The organism is Rhizobium sp. BK377, from assembly GCF_014193935.1.
Lineage (GTDB): Bacteria > Pseudomonadota > Alphaproteobacteria > Rhizobiales > Rhizobiaceae > Rhizobium.
On the sequence record NZ_JACIAC010000010.1, the window covers coordinates 15,362 to 35,275 of the forward strand.

Annotated in this window: 13 protein-coding genes; 1 reads left to right on the forward strand and 12 read right to left on the reverse strand. The window is 60.2% G+C overall.

The annotated features are described in order from the left end of the window. Window positions 1–3 precede the first annotated feature (3 nt). The 5 genes from FHT92_RS27550 to FHT92_RS27570 form a co-directional block, all read right to left on the reverse strand. Window positions 4–825 (reverse strand): carbohydrate ABC transporter permease, encoded by an 822-nt coding sequence (locus FHT92_RS27550; RefSeq protein ID WP_183831209.1) that lies wholly within the window; start codon window positions 823–825, stop codon window positions 4–6. Beyond that, window positions 822–1,781 carry a carbohydrate ABC transporter permease gene (locus FHT92_RS27555; protein WP_183743365.1) on the reverse strand — a complete coding sequence of 320 codons (960 nt, stop codon included), beginning with the start codon at window positions 1,779–1,781 and terminating at the stop codon, window positions 822–824. Before FHT92_RS27555 ends, FHT92_RS27550 begins: the two co-directional genes overlap by 4 nt. Then, window positions 1,781–3,088 carry an ABC transporter substrate-binding protein gene (locus FHT92_RS27560; protein WP_183831211.1) on the reverse strand — a complete coding sequence of 436 codons (1,308 nt, stop codon included), beginning with the start codon at window positions 3,086–3,088 and terminating at the stop codon, window positions 1,781–1,783. Before FHT92_RS27560 ends, FHT92_RS27555 begins: the two co-directional genes overlap by 1 nt. 572 nt (window positions 3,089–3,660) lie before the next feature. Next, window positions 3,661–6,954, reverse strand: coding sequence for a GH36-type glycosyl hydrolase domain-containing protein (locus tag FHT92_RS27565; RefSeq protein WP_183831213.1), 3,294 nt, complete (start codon window positions 6,952–6,954; stop codon window positions 3,661–3,663). 401 nt (window positions 6,955–7,355) lie between these two features. Continuing rightward, on the reverse strand, window positions 7,356–8,111 hold the full coding sequence (locus tag FHT92_RS27570) for an SDR family NAD(P)-dependent oxidoreductase (protein WP_183743359.1): 756 nt from the start codon (window positions 8,109–8,111) through the stop codon (window positions 7,356–7,358). 219 nt (window positions 8,112–8,330) lie between these two features. On the opposite strand from FHT92_RS27570, the gene FHT92_RS27575 reads away from it, so the two are divergent. Continuing rightward, the gene (locus FHT92_RS27575; protein WP_183743357.1) at window positions 8,331–9,218 is read left to right on the forward strand and encodes an AraC family transcriptional regulator; all 888 of its coding nucleotides are present in this window, start codon (window positions 8,331–8,333) and stop codon (window positions 9,216–9,218) included. Between the two features lie 41 nt (window positions 9,219–9,259). Here FHT92_RS27575 and cysG read toward each other — a convergent pair whose 3' ends face one another. The 7 genes from cysG to FHT92_RS27610 all read right to left on the reverse strand — a co-directional run bounded on the left by cysG (window position 9,260) and on the right by FHT92_RS27610 (window position 19,775). Further along, complete coding sequence (gene cysG / locus FHT92_RS27580; RefSeq protein ID WP_183831214.1) at window positions 9,260–10,735, reverse strand: siroheme synthase CysG; 1,476 nt, start codon at window positions 10,733–10,735, stop codon at window positions 9,260–9,262. After that, window positions 10,707–13,361 carry a nitrate reductase gene (locus FHT92_RS27585; protein ID WP_183831315.1) on the reverse strand — a complete coding sequence of 885 codons (2,655 nt, stop codon included), beginning with the start codon at window positions 13,359–13,361 and terminating at the stop codon, window positions 10,707–10,709. The genes cysG and FHT92_RS27585 overlap by 29 nt, the downstream gene beginning before the upstream one ends. Continuing rightward, window positions 13,361–13,690: a nitrite reductase small subunit NirD gene (gene nirD / locus FHT92_RS27590; protein WP_183743353.1), complete on the reverse strand. Its 330-nt coding sequence runs from the start codon at window positions 13,688–13,690 to the stop codon at window positions 13,361–13,363. Before nirD ends, FHT92_RS27585 begins: the two co-directional genes overlap by 1 nt. Before the next feature lie 11 nt (window positions 13,691–13,701). Beyond that, the gene (nirB, locus tag FHT92_RS27595) at window positions 13,702–16,152 is read right to left on the reverse strand and encodes a nitrite reductase large subunit NirB (RefSeq protein ID WP_183831216.1); all 2,451 of its coding nucleotides are present in this window, start codon (window positions 16,150–16,152) and stop codon (window positions 13,702–13,704) included. A gap of 18 nt (window positions 16,153–16,170) precedes the next feature. Then, window positions 16,171–17,412: an MFS transporter gene (locus FHT92_RS27600; protein WP_183831218.1), complete on the reverse strand. Its 1,242-nt coding sequence runs from the start codon at window positions 17,410–17,412 to the stop codon at window positions 16,171–16,173. 454 nt (window positions 17,413–17,866) lie between these two features. Beyond that, window positions 17,867–19,144, reverse strand: coding sequence for a CmpA/NrtA family ABC transporter substrate-binding protein (locus tag FHT92_RS27605; protein WP_210278629.1), 1,278 nt, complete (start codon window positions 19,142–19,144; stop codon window positions 17,867–17,869). A 43-nt stretch (window positions 19,145–19,187) separates the two neighbouring features. Further along, complete coding sequence (locus FHT92_RS27610) at window positions 19,188–19,775, reverse strand: ANTAR domain-containing response regulator (protein WP_183743346.1); 588 nt, start codon at window positions 19,773–19,775, stop codon at window positions 19,188–19,190. Window positions 19,776–19,914 lie beyond the last annotated feature (139 nt).

Here is a 19,914-nt window from a genome sequence, read left to right on the forward strand (position 1 = left end):
GTCCTATTCCTTTGCGCCGGTGCTTGTCTGGGAGCCGGCGGCGAACTGACGTTGGAAGACGAGGAAGACGAGCAGGGGAACGATGGTGGTGATGATGGCCGCCACCGATCTCAGGTCCCAATTGATCTCGTAGCTGCCGGAGATACGGGCGAGCAGCACAGGGAGGGGAACATCACTGCGCAGAAAGAGCATCGGCAGCAACAGGGCATTCCATGTCCAGAGGAACTGCAGGATGCCGACGGCAAAGATCGGCGACAGACTGTTCGGCAGCACCACATGGCGGAAGGTTGCCAGCGGCCCGCAGCCGTCGATCTTGGCGGCCTCCACGAGTTCGCGCGGAAAATCCTCGAAGAAGTTTTTAACGAGGAAGATCGACCAGGCGAAAGAGAGCCCGACATAGGGGATCAGCACTGATAGGATGTTGTCGATCAACCCCATATCGCGCCAAAGCGTGAAGAGCGGAATGATGACGACCTGTTGCGGCAGCACGAATGCATTGATGATGATGATCAGCAGCAATCGGCGGAATGGGAATGTCAGGAAGTGGAAGGCATAGGCCGCCGCCGGCGTCAGCAGCATGGTGAGCGCCGTCGCGAGACCAGCCGTCTTCATCGTCACCCACATGGAGTCTGCGAGCGGATATTTGTCCCAGACGCGACGCCAGGCATCGAGGGTGAGATCGAAATGATCAAAGCGCCACCAGCCGAGCGAGACGCCCTCGGGCGGGCGCAACGAGGTGACGACGATGCCGATGATCGGGATCACCCAGATGAAGGCGACGATGCCGACGACGGCGATAATCCAGCGAGGTGCTTTGCCGGTCATTTCGCACCTGCCGTTCGCTGGATGATAGCGGGGATGGAGACGATCAGGACTGCAAGCAGCAGGATGACGGTAGCGGCCGCACCATAGCCCAGTTTGAACTGCGTCATGGATTCCCGGTACATGAAATAGCCGACAGTCTCCGTCGAGCGCACCGGTCCGCCGCCAGTCAGGATATAGATAATGTCGAAGGCGCGCAGAGCCGACAGGAGATTGATGAAGACGGCGACGCGCACGCCCGGCATCGACAGCGGCATCATGATGTGTCGCATGGTCGAGAGCGGCTTGGCACCATCCATATAGGCGGCTTCAAGCACGGATTTAGGGATCGCCTGGATGGCGGCGAAGATCAGCATCAGCGGCAGTCCGACACCGCTCCAGGAGGCCGCGACGATCAGCGCCCAGAGGGCCGTGTTGGCGTCACCCAACCAGGCGTGCGCGAAGCCCGGAAAGCCCAGGAGCTGGATCAGTGAATTGAGCAGACCGCCGGCATCCGGCCTGTAAATGCCGATCCACATATAGCCGGAAACCGCTTCCGAAATGCCGAAGGCCGCGAAGATCATCACGCGGAAGGGCAGGGTCTGCTGTGGTGCAAAAGCGCACAGCATCGCCAGAACCCAGCCGATCGCCACCGAGATCGCAGTCGTGCCGATGGTGAAGATCAAGGTCGTCAGCAGCGTGTTGCGGAAAGCCGCGTCGGCGAAGAGCCGCGTATAATTTCCGAAGCCGATAAAGGCTGGTTTCTTGAGCCCCTGGATATCCCAGAAGCTCAGCCGGATCGTCTCGACCAGCGGGTAGATCACGGCGATCGCAAACAATACGAGAACCGGCGCAATCAGGATAAGCGCGGCGGGCGTGTTCCTGAGCAGACGCCGATGGCTTCTGATGCCAGCTGCCGGCGGAGAACCCTGCATCACGCCCGCCGCTTCCCGCACCGGGGAAGCGGAGGTGTCAGCCATCAGTAGGAACCCTTGGCCTTTGTCTCTATAGCCGCAAGGACAGTGTCGATATTGGCATCGGACGGATCCTGCAGGAATTTTTGCAACTGCACGCGATACTCGTCGACGAGATCGCCGGGCAGCAGGTCGCCGAGCACGAATTGCAGCCTCGAGCTTGCGACCGCCTGTGTCGCCACCTTCTGCGCTTCGCCATAGAGCGAGGCATCGACATTGCTGCTCGGTGAAGCATAGCCGGCTTTGGCAAGAATGTTGGCGGCCTCGGCACTCGTCCAGAAATCGAGGAAGGCGTCCGCCGCCTTCGGATTGGGGCCATTCGTCGTCACCAGTAGCTCCTTGGCGTCGACGCTCGACGTATCGTCATGGCCCATCCCGAGCGACGGGAACTGGAAGAGACCGTAATCCTTGCCTTCGGTGAGCTTGTAATCGTTCTTGGCACGATTGTTCAACCACATGCCGATCAGCAGATAGTTCTTGGCATCGGCCTGGAAGATCTGGTCGGCCTCACCGTCCCAGTCATTGGCAAGCATCGTGTTTGGGGCGCCACAGCAGCCGGTGGTCAGCATCTGCGCATATTTCGTCAGCGCCGTCTTCACAGCGGGATCGGTCCACGGGATCTCATGAGCGCCAAGCTTCGTCGCCGTCTCGACGCCCGCGGTTCTCAGCAGCAGGGTTTCGAACCATTCGGCATGTGCCCAATATTTGCCGGGGATCGCGACCGGAGCCGCGTAGCCTGCCTTTGTAAGCTTCGCGAAGGAGGCGACAAATTCGTCCCAGGTCTTCGGCGGTTCGGCAATACCGGCCTTAGCGAGATGCTCCTTCTTGTACCAGATGCCTGAACGGTCCCCGAACGTGTAAGTCAGGCCATAGGTCTTATCGCCAATAGATCCGAGATCCTTCCACGATTGGCTGATGAGTTTGTCCCAACCGAAGGATTTCCACTGATCGTCGATCGGCCGGAGCATATCGGCATCGGCAAGTTCCTTGCGGAAGGCCGGCCAAGTGTTGAAGAGCACGTCAACGACTTCGCCGCCCATCAGCGCGGTGCGGATGCCGCCGCGCATGTCACCCTGGCCAGTGATGGCGACCTCGCGGATCGTGACATTGGGATATTTCGCCAGAAAGGCCTTCTGGATCGAATGCATCATCTCGAGTTCGGAGCCGCCGATCCAGTTCAGAACGACGAGTTCGCCGCTGATTGAATCCTGAGCCCGTCCCGCTCCGCTGACGGCCAAGAGCGCAGCGCTTCCTGCGCCGGCAAGAAGGGTGCGACGACGGATTTCGGGCGCAAATCTACTGCTGCTGGTCATGTCATGTCCTCCCAAACATTGACTGTTGCCGTCATGCATTCAATTTAGTTGAAACGTTATCATCTATTTTGCCTGAAACAAATGTTTTTATCGATAAACAAACGAGCGATCGGGTAAATGATTGATGTCGCCTCGAAAAAATGAAGCAGAGCGATGATTGAGGTGCGTTCCCTGCGCTGATGAAGGAGCACGTGTCATTGGCAAGTGTGCGGCGATGATGCCCGATTTGATACCGGCCAATTACAGTCCCACAGAGGTGGAAATAGAGCGGTACTGTGTCTTCACTGCATAGGATGCATAGAATGCATAGGTTTCTCGCTCGCCTACGTGAGAAATGTCAGCCATATATGACAGCTAATGAATCTGACATTTTCCAGAGGGCGTGGGAAAATGCCTAGGCACTCTATGCATCCTATGCAGGCCCTGCGATCAGCTGAAGCCTTTCCGACGGGTGCACGAAGCCATCTTCTAGTAGAGCGCCTCCGGCATGCGGAATCCGAGGAGGCGCTCTATCCTATTGTTTTTTCGCAATTCCGGACGGAAAACCGGCTCCCACTTTTCCTGGAATTGCTTTAACCCTTTCGCTTCGGTGCCTTCGACGGGGCGTTCAACCGGCGCCAAGGCGCATGATCCGTCCTGATCGCGATCGAGGCGGATGACGGCAGCAGCGGTTCACGCTTACGCCGTCCGAAGCGGCGTTTGAAGCCGAGGATGTTTTCGATGAAGCTGCGGGCATAGAGGCCGGGGCCGCTGGAATAAATACGCCAGCCGCCGTCGATATCGATTTCGCCTTTCTTGACCTGATCCCAGTTGGTCATCGCCTGATAGCGGTCAAGGAAGGCGGCATCGCTGCTGCTGAAATAGGTGTTGCGCTGGCGCAGCGACGCATGCGGCAGGGCGTCGGTGACGGCGATCGGGTTGACGAGGCCGATCGTTTTCCAGAGCGCCTTCGCATTCTCGGCGATGGCGAGCGTCTCGCAGTAACGCAGATGCGCATGCACATACATGAGGCCGATCTCGCGGCCGAAGAAGGAAGAGGATTCCGCACGCCGGAACAGCGTTTCCGGGCCACCGGCATAGGTCGCAGGTTTCTCCATCAGGCGGACGCCATCAGGAAAAAGCAGGTGCTTTTCGATCAGCTTCATATGCGCCTGCCGCTGCTCCGGTGTGAAGAGCTTGCCGAGCATCGCCTGCGTCATCGAGATCAGCGAATAGTGCAGGCCCGTGCGTTGGTCATCGGGATGCAGCAGCAGCTCGACGCCGTCGTGGGCGGGGTCGAAGATGCCGTAACCGGCGACAACGCCATCGCGGATCAGGTGCTTGTTGAAGTCGCGCCGCATGGCGGTGGCGATCTTGCGCAGTTCGGTGGCGTCGGCGCCTTTGCCGATACGGCGCAGGATGGCGGAATAACGCACGATCTGTTCATAGAGCAGGGAAATCGTCCAGCTGCTCACCATCCAGTCGCGCAAGTGCGGGTCGGCCGGCTGCAAAGAATCGTTCCAGTCGCCCTCGCCATAGCGGATCAGATGCGTGCCGGGAATGAAGCGTTCGCGCACCGTATCGAGGAGCTTGTCGACATGGACGGCGATCGTATCGGATGGTGCTCTGCCCATAGTCTTGTCATCGCGCCAGGCCGCCTCTTCATCGAGGATGGCAAGGTCACCGGTCGCTTCGATATAGTCGCAGAGCGCCTTCAGCGGCCAGACGATGATATCACCGTGGCTGTCGCCGGAGCGGATGTTGGAATAGGGCTCCAGCATGAACCATTGCGGCCAGTCGCCCTTTTCGAGGTATTGCTCGCTGAAGACAGTCTTCACGACTTCCTTGCATTCGCGATCATGCTCATAGGCAAGCAGGAACTCGACCGGTCCCTGGCAGGCGTCGCGCGTGCCCCAGGCAGCACCGGTATATTGCTCCAGCCCGTGCGGCACGCTCAGGTGCACGATTGCGTCATGCGCCAGCCAGGGCAGGATCGCGGCATGGGCCACGGCATCGGCTCCGGGTTTGTCGAACGTCAGGCCGCGGATTGTCTCCCGCCAGAAACGCGAAGCCGGAGCCAGCATCGCTTCTTGCGTCACGCCGCCTGCGTAACGATCTGCCAGGCGTTCAGCCTCCACCTTGTCCCTCATCGATCCGACGACCGTCAAGGACAGCGATTGCGTTTCCTTAGACCGCACCGCAATGAAGGCACCGTTGCGAGCGGCGCCATCCTCATAGAGAAGCTCGTCACCGCCGATCGCCTCAACGGCATCTGGTGTGGAGCTCACAAGCCAATAGCTGGCATCGGGAAAACGCTCACCCCATAGCCAATGCGGGTCCGGGCGAAAGAGAATGCGCTTGGCATCGTCGTCGAATTCGGCGTAGCCGCTCGTGTCATATTCCCGCTCGCCGAGAACGAGGTGGCCGAAGACCAGGAAGCGGCACGCTTTACCCTCGACGGAAATCGCCCATTGCATGGCGGGATCTTCGCCGGAGGCCGCGGCTGTCACGGTGATGGTGCGGTCGGCAAGCCGATAGATCCAGCGGCAGTCGCTGAGGCCCATGTCGAAGACCGAGGGCACGCCGAGAAGCTGCCAGCCGTGGCCGACATCGGCAAGGATGCGCAATCCGCTGGTGCGCGTCAGATTGTAGGGATCGCGGGAGACGGAAAACAGCTTGTGGAAGGATGTATTGCCGATCGTCAGCTGTGCGGCAAAGATGCCCTGCATCCAGCAGGTCGAGGCCAGGGTGACATCGTCAAGCAACATGTTCTGGCCGCTGCGCACGATTGCTCCATGGCGGCGTGCGACCTGCAGTTCCTTTTCCCGCAGAACCACGTGGCGATTGAGAGCGCCTTCGGGCACGAAGAAGGACAGCAGCTTTCCGTCTACGCGCTCTTCGAGCATGCGATCAGGGTAGAGTCGGGCAAGCGCTTTGTCGTCAAGCGTTTCTACCGCCAGCAGCCGGGCATCCTGCAGGATACTGCGCGGCGGCACTTGCTCGGCCGCCCCGGTTGCCCTCGCTTCGGGAACTTTCAGATGATCAAGGCGGGAAAGATCGGCATTGTCGGATGCCGCCTGATGATCGTTGAGGAACAGGCCGAAGAAGGTCGCGGTCACGCCTTCGGCTGAAGTGGAAAGCGGCTTCGACTGAAGGGCCGGGCAGGCCATTTCATGTTGCCGGCGCTGGCTCGGCAGGTTGCTGCCGAAGGGGCCGACGAGAAGATCGTCCTCGCCAGCGGCCGATTTGACCAGTTGGATCGCATCGGTGGAGTAAGCAGCTACACCTTCGAGGCAACCCTGCGCGAGCCACGGATTGCGCCCGCCGCCCTGCTTGAGGTTCTGCCGGTTCATCACTACAGGGCCGAAGGCTGGATGTTCGGCAATATGATGGTCGATATATTGTGAGGCATAGGCCTCGCTGTTCATCAGGAAACCGCGGTCGCCGAGGCCGATATCCTGAACCAGCACGAGATCGGCCTGTAGTTTTTCCGTACCGGAATGCGCAAGCGTGACATGCCAGAACCATGTCGTTTCGGAAGGGGCAAGCATCAGGCTCACGTGATAGCGGATGTCTGCGACTTCGCCACTCCAGGAGAAGCCTGCCTCACTATGGCCAAAGCGACCCTGCGCCCGTGGTCCGACGATCTCTGCAACGGCAGGCTTCCTGCCACCGATCCGCAGATAGAGGCGTCCGACGCCGCCTGAGAGCGGCGACCCCTGGATCTGGTTGATCTGTACCGATCCGAGGCTATCGGCATAGTCGACGGAAAACAGTGTGCCGTTCGGCAGCGCTGATATGGAAAGGCCGGAGCCATTGGCGATTGTCAGAAGGCCGAGGTCGTCGCGGCGGGGCAGCTGCAATTTGCGATTCAGTCTCGAGGGCATGTGAGATCTCGTGTCGCCTAAAGGGAATCGGACAATGCCGCAAAATGTTTGAGCAAAACACTACCGAATGTCACGGATTAGATCGTGGCGTGTATGACGAACTCGCATTAGAGCGAAACAAACACTGGTCTAAAGCAAAACTGATTCAACCAAAATAAAGCGAGAAGAGAGTATAAATTATTGATCTTACTGCGAAAATATCCTTAAATATTTCGCGATGCAGGACGTTAAATGCCGCCGAGGATGGCTCAACCGAGTCCACGGTGCCCTCCCGACGATGCTGGTATTGAAGGCTGCCGCCTTGTCCTGCCTCAAAGAACAAGAAAGTCCTCGCGAAAGGGCGGCTTGTATTCAAGGCATTCAAGACCGGCCCAGCGGAACGCCGAACCGGCCCTGGCTGACTAGATATTTTGGCCGCCGGACACTTCAATGCGTTGTGCCGTGACCCACCCGTTGTCAGGGCCAATCAAGCTGGCGATCATCGGGCCGATATCGTCCGGCAGACCGACGCGGCCAAGGGCGATCATGTTTGCGAACGCCTCGTTATAGGCTGGCGTGTCGCGAACCGCGCCGCCCAGGAAATCTGTCGCAATCGCACCCGGGGCGACCGTATTCGCCGTAATGCCACGGCTTCCAAGCTCTTTCGCCATGTAGAGCGTCAGAGTTTCGACCGCGCCTTTCGCTGCGGAGTAGGCCGAAAACCCCGGATAGGAAACGCGGGTGAGACCGGACGAGAAGTTGACGATACGGCCGCCGTCTACAAGGAGAGGGAGCAGGGTCTGGGTCAGGAAGAAGACGCCCTTAACGTGGACATTGAAGAGATTGTCGAATTGCACTTCCGTGGTCTCCGCGAAACTTGCCATCTCGCCATGACCGGCATTGTTGATGAGGTGATCGAAGCTGGAGCGCGACCAGGTCACAGTCAGGGCGGATCGAACGGCTTCCGCGAAGGCTGGGAATGCCGATGTGGTACCGACGTCGAGCTGCAGCGCCACTGCTTTGTGGCCGAGAGCTTCAATTTCGGCCACGACAGCGTTGGCTTCTTCCGCGCCGTTTCGGTACGTCAAAATTACGTCGCCACCATGCTTGGCGATGCTGACTGCGGTGTTGCGTCCAAGGCCGCGGCTACCGCCGGTTACGAGTGAGATCGTCGTCATAGGTCAACTCCTTTTGCGATGACTGCTGATTGACACAATGCCTCCAGCCTAACCGGAACTGCTGCCTATTTCTCCAAACGAATTGCCTATTTCTCCGAAAGCGAGGAGTTGCATCGTCCCATGCACTTGCGATACGGCCGAAAGGCTTGCTAGTCTGGCGTTGGTGAAGGCCGACCGCCAATTTTGAGTTGCCTTTTTCTCTATTATCGCGGGGGTTTGATGAGCTTGCTGGAGATCGTCCGCCGTCATGCAGATATCAATGTCGATCGATTCGGAGTGGCAGTGACCCCGATCGCCGGTCTCACGGCTATCCGCGCCCTGAGCCCAAGCGAAATCCAGTTTGCGATCAACAGACCTCTGGTTGCGCTGGTTCTCCAGGGTCGAAAGAAAGTGAGCATCGGGCCGGAGACGTTCGATTTCGGCGCAGGCGATAGTCTCTTGATCACCGCCGACGTTCCCACGGTGAGCCAGATCACGATGGCAAGTCGCATTGCTCCCTATTATTCTCTCGTTCTCGAACTCGACCTCGCCATGATCCGCGAAATCGGTACGGAAATTGGTCCGGTGACAGCTTCGACCTCGAAGCCCGTTAACGTAGACCCGACGGAAACTGAGGTCGCGGACATCGCCGCCAGGCTGATGGGCCTGATCGATCGGCCTTCAGCCATGCCGATCCTGGCGAGGCAGCATCTAAGGGAGATGCACTTCTGGCTAATGACCGGCAAGCACGGAGCCTCAATCCGGGCGCTCGGTCAGACAGATGGCCACGCTGAGAGAATTGGTCGTGCCGTTGCCATCATCCGCGAAGGCTTTGCTCGTCCCTTAAGGGTGAATGAGCTTGCCGAGACGGCAGGCATGAGCCTTTCGTCATTTCATCAGCATTTCCGCGCGGTGACCACATTGTCACCACTTCAGTTCCAGAAGCAATTGCGCCTGATCGAAGCGCGAAGGCAGATGATTTCGGAAGGCGTTCCGGCCAGTTCGGCCGCCTATTCCGTCGGCTACGAGAGCGTCACGCAGTTCACGAGGGAATATGCCCGCCAGTTTGGAGCGCCGCCCGTTCGCGATCTCAAGGCGTTACTGGAAAATGGCCTAACCGCCGCGTGAGGTTGACGAAGCAAGGTTCTGTTCGCCGCTCCGGCGCGTCCTTAAGCCCGGGCAACAAACGGCAGATCGGCTTCAGCCATCAGATCGCAAGCGCCAAAAACCTCTCCGACGCCGATCAGTACTGGCCGGTCGAGGCCGATTTCCGCTATGGCCGAAGAAAGACCGTCCAGACTGCCGGCCCAGCGCCGCTCGTCGCTATTGGCGACAGAGCTGACGATCACGACGGGCGTTCTTGTATCGAGGCCAGCATCGATCAGCCTGTTCTGGATTGCTCCTGCTGTCCGTCCACCCATGTAGAAGATCGTCGTTTTTCTTGTGTCCGCGATAGCCTGCCAGTCGATCGTTTCGGGCAGGCTGCCATGGCGCGAATGTCCCGTGACGAACTGCACGCTCTGCGCATGATCGCGGTGGGTGAGGGAAACACCAAGTCGTGATGCCATGGCGCTCGCCGCCGTGATGCCGGGGATGACCTCGACCGGGACATTATGCTGCTTCAGATAGGCAATTTCCTCGCCGGCGCGGCCGAAGATCATGGGGTCGCCGGATTTCAGCCGGGCAACGTTCTTGCCGGCCTTGGCGAAAGTCAGCATCATCTCGTTGATATCTTCCTGGCGGCAGCTCGTTCGCCCGCCGCGTTTGCCGACGAGCAGGCGCTTTGCCTCGCGCCGCGCCAGCTCCAGAACCTCGTCCGACACCAGATCATCGAACAGGATGACGTCGGCGGCCTGCAATGCCCGCACGGCCTTTAGCGTCAGATATTCCGCATCGCCCGGACCAGCGCCGACAAGCGTCACCCGTCCAACAGGACGCGCCTGAGCCGGTCGTCTCATATCGGCAAGCAGATCGCGAGCGCTTGCTTCCGTCGGCTCAGCTCCGAAAGCGCGATCGACAAAACGCTCCCAGAAGGCGCGGCGCTCTGCGCCAGGCTTCAGACGAAGGGCAATCTCCTCGCGCAGTGACTGGGCAATGGCTGCCCAGGATTTCAGGGATGCCGGCAGCAGCGTCTCGATGCGGCGGCGAATGGCCTGGGCGAGAATGGGGGCGGCTCCATCCGTCGAGATCGACACCACGACGGGTGAGCGGTTGACGATGGAGCCGAACTGGAACTGGCAGAAAGCCGGCTTGTCGATGATGTTGACGGGAACGCTGGCTCGCTGAGCCGCTTCAAAAAATGTTCGAGCCTCCGCCTCATCTTCGCAGTCCGCTATGGCAAGCGCCGCACCTGCAAGGATATCTTCACGCCACGCCGTCGGATGGTGGATAAGCGCACCATCCGGATGCGATGAGCCGCGCTCAATGAGGGTGATGCAGGCTTCGCCGAGGTGCTCGGCATGGATATCGACCTTCGCACCGCATGCGGCCAGCAGTTCCGCCTTCCAGGCACAGGCATCCGAGCCGCCGGCAACGATCACCCGTTGTCCGGCAAGCGACCAGAAGACCGGCAGCTTGGCGAGCGGCGCCATGCGGGCAGGCGCCCGGTCGGCAACATCATTCGGCAGCGTCTGCAACACAGGCATTGATGATCCCCCTGATTTCGGCGCGGCACGAACCGCAATTGGTACCGGCCTTGAGTTCGTTGCCGATCGCGTCGACGCTGCGGCAGCCGGAGCGGACGGCGGCGACGATCTGGTTGACGCCGACGCTGAAGCAGGAACAGACGGTCGCACCCGGATCCGGCCTGTCGGCGCCCGGCCGGCCGGCGATGATGGCAAAGCGGCGACGCAGATTGCTGTGATCGGCAGTCAGCTGCGACACCGCCCAGCTGCGCGCGACGGCAACCGGCTCTCTTCCAAGAAAGAGCGCGGCAAGCAGTCTCTCTCCGTCGAAGAAGGCGATGCGACGGTCGCCCGATTGCTGGTCGGCATAACCCAGTGGCTCGATATGGTCGGCAATGCCGAAGCTTTTTCGGCACCAGGCCGCCCAGTCTTCGATGCCGTCACGGAAGGCAAGCTCCAGCCGCCAGCCGCCATCGGCCTTGGCGAGTGCCCAATAATCCGCGTCTGCCACATCAGGCTTTGCCTTGCTGACGGCGAAGCCGTAAGTGGCAGCGCGATAGCGGCTGACGGCAACCGCGACATTCTTCGAGGCAGGCTGCCCCGAAACGGGATCCGTTGCGGGTTTGACGACGGCGCCGATCCGCGCCTCAGCGGAATTCTGGTCGCTCCAGTGCATCGGCACGAAGACGCTGCCGCGTGCCTGCCGGTCGGTTACCAGCGCGCGGATGATCGCCTTGCCATAGCCGCTTTCGATCTGCACGAGGGCGGCGTCAGCCACGCCGAGTTCCATCGCGTCGCGCGGATGGATTTCCGCAAAGGGCTCGGCGATATGGGATGACAGCCGCGCACTCTTTCCTGTCCGTGTCATGGTGTGCCACTGGTCACGGATGCGACCCGTATTCAGCGTGAACGGATAGGCTGAATCTGTTCTGTCGGTTGCCGGTGCTTCTACGGCAACGAAACGCGCCTTGCGATCGGAATGGAAGAAACCGCCCTCAGCGAAGAACCGCGTTTCCCTTTTCTCCGTTCCAAAAGGCTGCGGCCACTGGAACGGCTTCAGCGCATCATAAGCTGGCGCTTGCGTCTCGGCGTAGGCGCCGATATCGAAGTCGCGGCTGCCGTCATTCTCGAAAGCGGAGAGTGCCGCGTGTTCGGCGAAAATATCGGCCGGAGACGTGTAGTCGAAGGCGGAAAAGCCCATCCGGCGGCCGACTTCTGCCATCTGCCACCAGTCGGCGCGTGCCTGTCCCGGAGAAACGAGAAAGGGGCGTTGCCTCGATATGCGGCGTTCCGAATTGGTAACCGTTCCGTCCTTCTCGCCCCAACCGAGGGAGGGCAGCAGCACATGCGCATGCCGCGTCGTATCGGTCTCGCGCAGCATGTCGGAGACGACCACGAAGGGGCAGGCGGCAATCGCCGCCTCGACGCGCCGTGCATCCGGCAGGGAGACGACCGGATTGGTCGCCATGATCCAGAGCGCCTTGACGCGACCCTCCTCGACGGCCCGAAACAGATCGACAGCCTTCAGGCCGGGTTTGGCGGCAATAGCAGGCGCATTCCAAAAACGCTGCACACGGTCACGATCATCAGTGTTTTCCATCGCCATATGGGCAGCCAGCATATTGGCCAGGCCACCGACCTCGCGGCCGCCCATGGCATTCGGCTGTCCCGTCAGCGAGAACGGCCCCATGCCGGGCCGGCCGATACGCCCCGTCGCGAGATGGCAATTGATTATGGCATTAACCTTGTCGGTGCCGGAAGCGGACTGGTTGACGCCCTGGCTGTAGCAGGTGACGACCTTTTCAGTCATCTCGAACAGGCGGAAGAATTCCCTCACCTGCATGGCCGGCAGGCCAGTACGCTCAAGCAGGTCGTCTACCGTTAATGCGGCGGCAGCGGCAAAGGCCTCTCCAAACCCTTTCGTATGGGCACCGATATAGTTCTGGTCGATGGCAGAACTTGCCGCGAGATGGGCAAGCAGTCCCATGAAGAGCGCGACGTCTCCATCCGGACGGATGGCCAGATGCAGGTCGGCGATGTCGCAGGTCATCGTCCGGCGCGGATCGATGACGATGATCTTCAGGCCCGGCCGGGCAGCCTTGGCGGCTGCCAGCCGCTGGTAGATGACGGGATGGCACCAGGCGAGGTTGGACCCGGTCAGTATGACGAGATCGGCAAGTTCCAGATCCTCATAGAGGCCGGGCACCGTATCCGAGCCGAAAGCGCGGCGATGGCCGGCGACCGAGGAGGACATGCAGAGGCGGGAATTGGTGTCGATATTGGCGGAGCCGATGAAGCCCTTCATCAGCTTGTTGGCGACGTAATAGTCTTCTGTCAGAAGCTGTCCCGAGACGTAGAAGGCGACGGAATCGGGACCATGTTCGGCAATGGTCTCGGAAAACCTGCTGGCGACAAGATCGAGCGCCTCATCCCAGCTTGCCTGTCTGCCCTTGATTTCAGGATGGAGCAGGCGACCATCGAGATCGATCGTTTCGGCAAGCGCCGAACCCTTGGAGCAGAGCCGGCCGAAATTGGCCGGATGTTCAGGGTCGCCCTTCACCGTTACGGTGCCGGTCTCATCCACCTTGGCGATCACGCCGCAGCCGACACCGCAGTAGGGACAGGTGGTCTTGACTTCCGCTCCCATCATTCCGCCGCCATGACAAGGCTTTCGAGCGCGACATAGAGCGTGCCGCCCTCGTTCCTGAGCGGAACGGTGCGCACCGCACCGTCGTCTGCACCGAGCGCCTTACCGGTCTCCAGCGAGATCACCCAGTTGTGCAGGGGGCAGGTGACGGCATTGCCGTGCACGATGCCTTCCGAAAGCGGGCCGCCCTTATGTGGGCAGCGGTTTTCGATCGCATAGACCTCGTTCTCGCTCGTGCGGAAGACGGCGATATTCATATGCGGGGTCTTTACGCAGCGGGAGCCGCGCAGAGGAATATCGGAGATCTCGCCGATAGGATGCCAGTTCATGGTTGATCTCCTCACTCTGCCGCCTGACTGAAGCCGATGGTCGCCATCGGCCGGAATTCGTGCTTGTCCTTGCCGGAGACGCGCTCCGACCAGGGATCGACCTGCGCGAATTTCTGGGAAAAGACGAAGCGCTCGTAATAAGCCTTGCGCTTGTCGTGATCCTCCATGATCTGCCGGCGGATCTCATCAAGGCCGATGCGCTTGGCCCATTTGTAGATGCGTTCGAGATAACGGGCCTGTTCGCGGTACATCTGGGTCAGCGCCACGATATGTTCGAGCGCTTCGTCCTCGGTCTTGACAAGGCCGAGCACCTCCGTGCCCTTGATGTCGAGGCCTGCAGCACCGGCGAAATGGATCTCGAAGCCGGAATCCACGCAGATGACGCCGATATCCTTGCAGGTGGCCTCCGCACAGTTCCGCGGACATCCGGAGACTGCCATCTTCAATTTGGCCGGTGTCCAGGAGCCCCACATGAACTTTTCGATGCGGATGCCGAGGCCGGTGGAATCCTGCGTCCCGAAGCGGCACCAGTCGGAGCCGACGCAGGTCTTTACCGTGCGCAGGCCCTTGGCATAGGCTTGGCCGGAGATAAAGCCTGCTTTGCCGAGATCGGCCCAGACCGCCGGCAGGTCTTCCTTTTCGACGCCGAGCAGGTCGATGCGCTGGCCGCCGGTCACTTTGACCATCGGGATCGCGAACTTGTCGACGACATCGGCGATGGCGCGCAGTTCGCCCGAACTGGTCACTCCTCCCCACATGCGTGGCACGACGGAATAGGTGCCATCCTTCTGGATGTTGGCGTGAACGCGTTCGTTGATGAAGCGCGACTGGTAATCGTCGGCATACTCATCCGGCCAGTCGCAGACGAGGTAATAGTTGAGCGCGGGGCGACATTTGGCACAGCCACAGGAAGTCTTCCATTCGAGCTCCTGCATGACGGCCGGGATGCTCTTCAGCCCCTTCGCCTTGATCAGCCGGCGGACATCGTCATGGCCGAGTTCGGTGCAGGTGCACATCGGCTGAACGGCAGCCGGATTGTAGCCGTCGCCGAGCGTCAGTGCCATGAGTTGCTCGACAAGCCCGGTACAGGAGCCGCACGAGGCGGATGCCTTGGTGTGGGCGCGCACGTCGTCGAGCGACGTCAGCCCCTTGGCCGTGATCGTCGAGGTGATCTTACCCTTGCATACGCCGTTGCAGCCACAGATCTCCGCGTCATCCGGCAAGGCTGCAACGGCCGCCATAGGGTCCAGCGGCGACCCTCCCTGATAGGCCTGTCCGAAGATCAGCGTCTCGCGCATCTCGGAAATATCGGTCGCTTTCTTCTTCAGGTCATTGAACCAGGCGCCATCGGCAGTCTCGCCGTAAAGTACCGTGCCGATGATCTTGTTATCCTTCAGCACCAGACGCTTGTAGACGCCAGCTGAAGCATCGCGCAGCACGATTTCCTCGCGGTCGTCGCCGTCGGCGAAATCGCCGAGCGAATAAAGTTCGATGCCGGTAACCTTGAGCTTGGTCGGCGTATCGGCGTGAACGAAGGCAGGCGAGCGATCGCCTGAGAGATGCGCGGCGGCGACGCGGGCCATTTCATAGAGGGGTGCAACCAGGCCATAGACCATGCCGCCCACCTCGGCGCATTCGCCAAGCGCAAAAATATCGCCGTCCGATGTCTGCATGCCGGCATCCACGACGATGCCGCGATTGACCGCAAGGCCGGCTTCTTTCGCGAGGCCGACACTGGGGCGAATGCCGACGGCCATAACGACGAGAGTCGCCGGGATAATGCGGCCATCATCGAGTTCGATGCCTTCGACCTTGCCATTGCCGATGATCGCCTTGGTATTGGCCTTGCAGATGACCTTGATGCCGCGTTCCTCGACCGCTTTCTGCAGCAGATAGCCGGCAGCAGGATCGAGTTGGCGCTCCATCAACGTCGGCATGACGTGCAGCACGGTCACGTCCATGCCGCGCTGGGCAAGACCGGCCGCCGCTTCGAGGCCAAGCAGGCCGCCGCCGATGACGACGGCTTTTTCACGCGACTGAGCGGCAAGCAGCATGGCCTGCACGTCGTCGAGGTCGCGATAGGTGATGACGCCGGGCAGGTCCTTGCCCGGGACCGGGATGATGAAAGGCACGGAACCGGTAGCGATTACCAGCTTGTCGTAATTTTCGACGACGCCGTGGTCGGACGTGACGGTCTTGGCGTCACGGTCGATCTTGACGACCCTGTGGCCTTTGTAGAGCGTGATGCCGTGCTTGATGTACCAGCCGTCACCGTGAATGATGATCTGCTCGTAGTCTTTTTCTCCCGAGAGAACCGGCGACAGCATGATTCGGTCGTAATTGACGCGCGGCTCGGCGTTGAAGATCGTGACGTCATAGCGTCCGGGCGCCCGTTCGAGGAGGTGCTCCAGCATGCGCCCAGGCGCCATGCCATTGCCGATGATGACGAGTTTTTCGGTCATGTTTTACTAGTCCCTGGATCAGGTTGCAGCCACGGGCGCGGAGTGCCCTTGGCGCGACAGTTGTTTTACGGAGAGGTGCATCCAGATCAGCGAGATCGCGACGATCGCGAAGAGCAGCAGGAAGCAGCTCGACCAAAGGCCGGTCATGTCCTTGAGGAGGCCGAAGGCGATCGGCAGGATGAAGCCGCCGAGACCGCCCATCATCCCGACAATGCCACCGACTGCGCCGACGCTCTCCGGGTAATAGGCCGGAATGTGCTTGTAGACGGCAGCCTTGCCGAGGCTCATGAAGAAGCCGAGCACGAATATGACGACGATAAAGATGACTGGGGTGATGGCGGTTGCTGGCAGCGACAGGATAAGGGTGGCGACTGCCGATACGGCAAACATTGCGTACATCACGCTGCGCGCGCCCTTCTTGTCCGAGAGCATGCCGCCGAAGGCGCGGAAGATGCTGCCGGGGATGGAATAGGCGGCGGCGATCATGCCGGCAGTTTCCAGGTTGAAGCCGTAGACGCCGACCAGATAGCGCGGCAGCCACAAGGACAAAGCGACGAAGCCTCCGAAGGCGAAGAAATAGTAGAGTGAGAAGCGCCAGACCTGAATGTTCTGCAGCGGCGCGAATTCCTGGGCGAGGCTCTTGGAGGCGACACCGCGTTCACGGCGAAGACGGAAAGCCGGATCATCGGTCGTGGTGAACCAGAAGACGATTGCCATCAGCGCCAGGCCGACGGCCCAGATCTCGGCGACCGCCTGCCAGCCCCATGCGAGGAGCACGAAGGGGGCCGCGAACTTGGTCACGGCCGCGCCGACATTGCCCGCGCCGAAGATGCCGAGCGCCGTTCCCTGCTTCTCTGCCGGGAAGAAAGGCGAGACGTAGGCGACACCGACCGCGAAGGAGCCGCCGGCAAGCCCGACACCGAGGCCGGCGATCAGCATCTGTGTATAGGTGTGAGCGTAGGAGAGCAGAAAAGTCGCCAATGCGGCGGCAAGCATCGTGAGCGTATAAACAAGACGGCCGCCGTACCGTCCCGTCCAGATTCCAAGGACGATGCGCACGAGCGAGCCGGTGAGCACGGGGGTGCCGACCAGCAATCCGAACTCGGCTTCATTCAGCCCGAGTTCCTGCTTGATGCGAATGCCGATGATCGCAAAGATCGTCCAGACGGCAAAACAGAGAGTGAAGGCGACCGTGGAGATCCACAGTGCTTTGGCTGGTTCGCCGGCGGACATGGGCTGCGCTTTCTCGATGACAGACATGGCTTCTCCGTGGCCCGACTTAGGTCGTGCCGATCCATCGCTGGGGGTTAAAACAAAAAGCCGCTGGTCAGGACACGCATGCACGAGCTGCGCGAGATATCCTGATCAGCGGCTTTGCTGGTGGCGCCCGTCGTTGGACGCCGAATTCATGGCCTGGTGGCCTATTTGCCTCAAACAATCGGTAGCAGATTGCTCAAGAGTAATTCTGTGTCTCTGATGAGCGCCTATGGCGCCCAAATCCTGCTCCGGTCGCCCTTGACCAGTACAATTTTATCCCTGCAAGCATCGTGCCAGTCTGTTGTCGTTGCTGCAGATCATTGAAATAAAAGGGAAATTCTTCGGCTTGCGCTGCTGCTGATTTTCAAAGCACGAAATCGCTGTGCAAAACTTTTGTGCGATTGCTCAGTCGCCGGTCGAAAATGCTGCAAGTGATTTATGCAATGCAGCGACCGATTCAGGCTTCATCAGCAAGCGGAACGAAGGGCAGGGCGCTCTTTACCGCAAATCCCGCAATGTAGTCAGGCAGTTTCGACGGATCGAAAACATGGCCGTCCATGAAGCGGTCGTTTTCGTCGGCGCCCTCGATACGAACGTCGGCATCGCTAGGTGCGCTGCCCTCGCCAAGGGCCGTGCGGTAAAGGTCCGGGCGGTAGGCGGAAGCGGCCGCGCGTGCGGGGTTGAGTCCGAGTTCGGTCTGACCCCAGCGGATCATCTGGCTATAGATCCACAGCGCCTGGCTCGTGCGCGGATAATTGGCAAAGCCCGAATGGAACATGAAGTAATTGTCGATGATGCGCCGGTTCCCTTTTGCATCGAGGCTGAATTCGCCTGCCAGCACATGGCGGATGATGTGAACCGGTGCTGCAATATAGCGGGGATCCGCGAGGGCCTCGGCAAGCGCATCGTGGTTTTCCGGCCGGTCGCACCAGCGGGCCGCAGCATCGAGGGCGACGATCAGTCGAGAGACCGTTTCCGGATGGCTGTCCGCCCATTCCGGGCGCATGCCGATCACCTTTTCCGGCGCAGATGGCCAGATATCCTGTTTGGCGGCGACGATACGGCCGACGCCACGCTCTGAAGCCACCATATTCCAGGGTGCGCCGACACAGAAGCCATCGATCGCGCCAGCGGCCAGCGCGTCGGAGGTCAGCGGCGGCGGCACGACGACGAGTTTGACGTCCTTGTCCGGATCGATGCCGCCGGCGGCGAGCCAGTAGCGGAATTCATAATTATGCGAGGAAAAGGGATAGGTGACGCCGAAGGTTGGCAGCGGCTCGCCGCTTGCCTTCATTGCCGCCAGCACCGTTGCCAGTGCCTCGGCGTTTTCAAGGGCGCTGGCGTTTTCCGACAGGTGCGCTGCATCCTTCATCCTGTCGAACAGACGGGTCGACAGCGTGATTGCGTTGCCGCCGCGTCCGAGAGAGAAGGGAGTAATCGTCGGTGACGGATTCGAGCCGAGGCCGAGCATGGAGGCAACGGGCATCGGCGAGAGCATGTGGGCGATATCGAACTGCCGGAAAGCGAGGCGGTCGCGGATGTTTGCCCAGGAGACGTCCTTGACGAGATCCAGCGTCAAGCCCTCCCGCTTGGCAAAGCCGAATTCCGCTGCGGTGATGAGCACGGAAGCGTCGATGAGCGGAATGAAGCCGGCCCGCAGAGTTCTGGAACCTTCGCCGTTGGCGCGGGCGGGTGCGGGCGGGCCGGCATCGGGATCAGGGCTTTTCGTCATCATGTTCACTCCGGCTTCCTCCGGACAGTCGCAACCAGACCGGCCATCACATCAAAAGCCCTGCCGCGGTCACGACGCTCTGGGCGATGTCGGACATCTTCTTTTTTTCGTTCATTGCCGTCTGACGAAGCAATGCAAACGCTTCCTCCTCCGACAGGCCGCGCATCTTCATCAATATGCCCTTGGCGCGTTCGACGATCTTGCGTTCCTCCAGGGCTGACTTGGCATCGGCAAGTTCGCGCTGCAGCCGGCTGAAGGCATTGAAGCGGCTGACCGCCATGTCAAGAATGGGTTTGACGCGCTCCTTCTTCAACCCGTCGACGATGTAGGCCGACACCCCGGCATCCACCGCGGCCTCAATGGAGGCCGTGTCGGAGCGGTCGACGAACATGGCAATCGGTCTGCCGACGGTACGGGTCAGCTGGAACAGATGCTCCATCATGTCCCGATTGGGGTTCTCGATATCGATGATAATGACGTCGGGCCTCAGCGTATCGATAATACGCGCCACACCCTGAACCTCGTGAATGACAGTGACGCGCGCATGACCAGCCTCTCGCAGCCCCTCTTCGATGATGGAGGCGCGAATGGTATTTTCATCGATCACAAGGATGGTCAGATCGAGCCGGCTCATGCGACATTTATGACGCAATGCAACAAGGCCGACAAGGCAAAAAGGCAATTTATTAGGCATTTTATGAAGTTGATGAAATAATGATCTATTTGCTTTATATATGTGCAATCCTGCCCGCATTCCTACACTTGTCGACAAC